The following is a 4,417-nucleotide window of genomic DNA, read 5'->3' as shown; positions in this document are numbered from 1 at the left end:
GAACCAAATAGTTCGGGTGTAAACACGCCGATTCCGAAAATGCAGATTGCATATACGGAACCGATGGCTTCAGCCTCGCTAATTCATTGGCATTGGGCTAAAGCCATCGGTTCCTAGTTTTGCAAAATGTCCAAAGGATTCAAATCGTCATGATAAAAAAAATAGGACTCTATATCGCTACTCTTCTTCTCTTCAATGGATGTACAGGCAAAAATCTTATCAAAAAAGAGAATCAAGAGAGTGCATTTATCGTCATCAAAACAGCTACTATGAAGTATGCTGATATGGGCTTTATATACAAAAGTGACTCTTTTGTAAAGGTGGAAATCTATAGCATGGGGCAACCTCTGGTTAGTTTGGATATTAATCCTGTAAATGTCTGTATGTCAACATTTGAGTGTATGGATAAAAAAGATTTTAATGCCAAAATGCTCTCACCTAACTACCCTGAGACTCTTCTTGAAAATATATTTAGGGGTGAGCCTATATTTAATAAAAAAGGATTTGAAGAGAACGCTAATGGTTTTAGTCAAAAGTTAAAAAAAGATGATAAATATGATATAACTTATTCTGTTATAAGTGGAAAAAGAGTTTTTCGTGATAAAATAAATAAAATAGTTATTAAGGTAAAAAAACAATGAAGTTTGTAGGTGCACATGTTAGTGCAAGTGGTGGGGTGGATAATGCTCCACTCAATGCGATAAAGATAGGGGCAAAGGCTTTTGCTCTTTTTACTAAAAACCAGAGACAGTGGGTGGCAAAACCTCTTGAAGAGAAGATGATAGAGAGTTTTAAAGCTAATCTCAAAAAATCGGGGATAGAGCCAAAATATGTGCTTCCTCACGATAGCTACCTCATCAATCTTGGAAATCCTGATATAGAAAAGCTAGAAAAATCAAGAGAGGCTTTTATAGATGAGCTGATTCGTTGTGACCAACTGGGATTAAAACTACTCAACTTTCACCCTGGTAGTCACTTGGTCAAGGTAGGTAAAAAAGACCCAGAGTATGCTGATAAAATCATGGAAGCAGAGCTTAACTGCTTGAACTTGATAGCAGAGTCGATGAATCTAGCTATAGAGGCTACTAAAGATTTGGATGTAAAATTAGTTATAGAGAATACAGCAGGACAAGGCACAAATCTAGGATATAAATTTGAGCATCTAGGTCATCTAATTAATAAAGTAGAGGATAAGAGTCGAGTGGGTGTCTGCTTGGATACCTGTCATACATTTACTAGTGGGTATGATTTGCGTACACTAGAAGCGTATGATAAGACAATGGATGAGTTTGAGAAATTAGTAGGTTTTGAGTATCTCTGTGGGATGCATATCAATGACTCTAAACCAAAACTTGGTAGTCGTGTGGATAGACACCACTCTTTGGGTGAGGGTGAGATTGGATGGGATGCGTTTAGGTTTATTATGAATGATTCACGGATGGACGGTATTCCACTGGTTTTGGAGACGATTAACTCTGATATTTGGGATAGAGAGATTGAAGCGTTATACAATTTAATAGAGGAGGTGTAGTTGAAAAAAATTGAGGTAATATTTTCGTAGGGTGCGATTGCTATCGCACAAAAAAGATGGTGCGATAGCAATCGCACCCTACAGGATTCACAAGGAGGAAACATGAAAAATATAATACAAACAGTAGCACTTATAACACCACTACTTTTTATAGGTTGTGGTGATGGTTTAGACAATCCAGAGGAGAGCGTAAAAGGTGGAGAACTAGTAGTAGACTTCTCTGCTGTGCAGATGAAAAAGTCACTAATGGCAAAAGGTGCAGTAACAGATAGTACAACTGTATTTGGATACAAAGCTTATAAAGTACCCTACACAACAACCGATGAAGAGGGAGTTGAAGTAGAGGCTTCGGGTCTGTTTGTAATCCCTACAGGTATGCCACCTGCTGTTGGTCAGATAGGTCTTTCGATGGTAAGTGATGACCACGGAACCATCTTTGCTAATCTTGATGCACCTACCACAGGAGCGGTAACTTATGGCACACCTATTGGTTCATCTATTCTTTTGACATCTATCGGTGGTTTTGCAACATTGCAACCTGACTATATCGGTTTTGGTGACTCTAATGACCACTACCATCCATTTATACTCAAAAAATCTCTCGCATCTGCCTCTATTGATTTTATCAAAGCAGTTAAAACATTTGCAACGGACAATAGCATTAAATTAAATGAACAGCTGTTCTTGACAGGTTATAGTGAAGGTGGTTACGCTGCTATGGCAACGCTTCAAAAGATAGAGGCAGAGGGAGAGTTAACTGTCACGATGGCAGCACCAATGGCTGGACCTTATGACTTGAATGTTACTGCATTTGGTGTTCTCTCACAACCAACACTATCGGTTCCATCATTTATGGCAAATATCGGTTATGCTTATGGTGAAGCTTATGGTAAAGAGCTGTCAACTATTATCAATGAACCATATGCCTCTAAACTACCTACTCTATTTGATGGCTCAATAGCTAGAGACCTGATTGACCCAGAGTTGACAACTAAGACAGCAGGAGATGATGGACTCTTTACCGCAACATTTGCAGGTAATTTTTTTGCTAGTTCAGAGCATTGGTTTAGAGAAGCTGTAGTAGAGAACTCTGTTCATGCTTGGGTTCCAAAGACCTCTGTCAGACTGGTTCATTGCAAGAGTGATGATGTTATCCCTTATGGAATTGCACAGATAACAGAGGGGACTATGAAAGCGATGGGTGCAGAGGATGTCGCACTTATTCCAGTTGAAGCAACTCTTGGTCTGCCTGAAACTATTGGACATAGTGAGTGTGGAACACCTGCATATCAGCTGACAACAAAGATGTTTGCTGATGTAAGAAAAGCAACCATTGGGTATTAGGATGTGAGTCACTTTTGACTCGCTCCCATCGCTCCTGCGTGGGAGTGTATATGAGAGTTTATGATTCTATGGAGTTTTGACACTTTCTAGTAATTATAACTCTTGTATGCATTCCCACCGAGGACGGATGGGAACGAGTCAAGCTTTAGTGACTAAATAGAGTATGGACTCTGTTCATACTCTATGAGAATCTACTATAAGGATAATAAATGAAAAAGATAATAACACTAAGTGTAGTAACAAGCTCTTTGGTTCTAGCAGGTGCATACAAAGTACCAGAACAATCACTCAACTCTATGGCACTGGGTGCGGCGTATGTGGCACATACTGATGGAGCAGATACAGCCTACTTTAACCCTGCCAATATGGCATTTTTGAAATCCGACAAGCAGTTTATGGAGGTAGGACTAACATGGGCTCATCTACCAAGCAACGCATTTGAAGGACACCAAGCTTTTTCAGCAACAGAGGTCTATGGTGCTAGTGGAGGTTCAGTGTGTGAAGACCTACATCTGCCATTTATACATTATGTCTCTAAACCTCTTGGTAATGGTCTAAGATGGGGTGCAAGTTTGACTGTCCCAGGTGGGCTTACCAAAAGATGGGAGACTCCTTATCAGAAACTATCAGCAGAGGAGTTTTCACTAAAGATTATTGAGGTAAACCCTGTAGTCTCATACAAAGCTATGGACAACTTAGCATTTGGTGGTGGTCTGCGATTAATCTACTCAGAGGGAACTGTATATAGTGATGGTTCAGGTACAACTAAACCTATCAAGAGAGAGATGGAGGGTGATACAATAGAGTATGGATATAATCTAGCCATGACCTATAAGCCAATGCCCTCTGTAAATGTTGCAGCAACCTATCGCTCCAATATCGACCTCGACGAAGAGGGAGAAGCCAATCTCTATATGGGAGATATGGGTCATCAGTATAGTGCGGAGGTTAGCGTTCCTCTTCCTGCTGCTCTAAACTTGGCTGTTAGTAAGACTTGGTCGGACAGATATACGCTAGAGTTTAATTATGAGAGAACCTACTGGTCAGCTTATGAGGAGTTGGATTTCAACTACGGTTCTGCTATCCAACCTGCCTCACTGGTTCCTATTTTTGATACACCAAAAACCAAAGATTGGGAAGATACCAATACCTATAGACTTGGTGCAACCATTGATTTTGATAATATCACGCTAATGATGGCATATTCTAAGGATGAGTCACCTGTTCCAAAAAAATATCTAAGCTATGAGCTTCCTGATAGTGATGCCAATATCTACTCTATTGGTCTGCGATTTGATACCACCAAAAATCTCTCTTGGGGTTTTGCGTATCTATATGATGATAAAGAGGAGATAACACTAAATGCTGGTGAGAATGACAATGGAATCATAGGTAAGTTCTCTGGTGGTGGAGCTCAGCTATTTACCGCAGGGTTGAGTTACGAGTTCTAAGATGGAGTACGCATTTAATAACTTCTATGACCTCATCAACACCCAAGCTAAAAATATAGGGCGAAAAACTGCCCTATTCGTTGGTGATGAG

4 protein-coding genes are annotated in these 4,417 nt (G+C 39.9%); all 4 read left to right on the top strand.

The genetic code is table 11. The annotated features are described in order from the left end of the window. The first annotated feature begins 149 nt into the window (after positions 1–149). The 4 genes from GSY74_RS10650 to GSY74_RS10635 all read left to right on the top strand — a co-directional run bounded on the left by GSY74_RS10650 (position 150) and on the right by GSY74_RS10635 (position 4,326). The gene (locus GSY74_RS10650; RefSeq protein WP_164665122.1) at positions 150–641 is read left to right on the top strand and encodes a hypothetical protein; all 492 of its coding nucleotides are present in this window, start codon (positions 150–152) and stop codon (positions 639–641) included. Then, the gene (gene nfo / locus GSY74_RS10645) at positions 638–1,531 is read left to right on the top strand and encodes a deoxyribonuclease IV (RefSeq protein WP_164665121.1); all 894 of its coding nucleotides are present in this window, start codon (positions 638–640) and stop codon (positions 1,529–1,531) included. Before GSY74_RS10650 ends, nfo begins: the two co-directional genes overlap by 4 nt. Positions 1,532–1,633: 102 nt before the next feature. Beyond that, the gene (locus GSY74_RS10640) at positions 1,634–2,875 is read left to right on the top strand and encodes a lipase family protein (RefSeq protein WP_164665119.1); all 1,242 of its coding nucleotides are present in this window, start codon (positions 1,634–1,636) and stop codon (positions 2,873–2,875) included. Between the two features lie 209 nt (positions 2,876–3,084). Further along, positions 3,085–4,326, top strand: coding sequence for an OmpP1/FadL family transporter (locus GSY74_RS10635; protein ID WP_164665117.1), 1,242 nt, complete (start codon positions 3,085–3,087; stop codon positions 4,324–4,326). Positions 4,327–4,417 lie beyond the last annotated feature (91 nt).

This window comes from Sulfurovum sp. bin170 (genome assembly GCF_010892395.1).
In the GTDB taxonomy this organism is placed as follows: domain Bacteria; phylum Campylobacterota; class Campylobacteria; order Campylobacterales; family Sulfurovaceae; genus UBA1140.
Note: the sequence above shows the minus strand (reverse complement) of the source record. Positions and strands in the feature narration are given on the sequence as shown.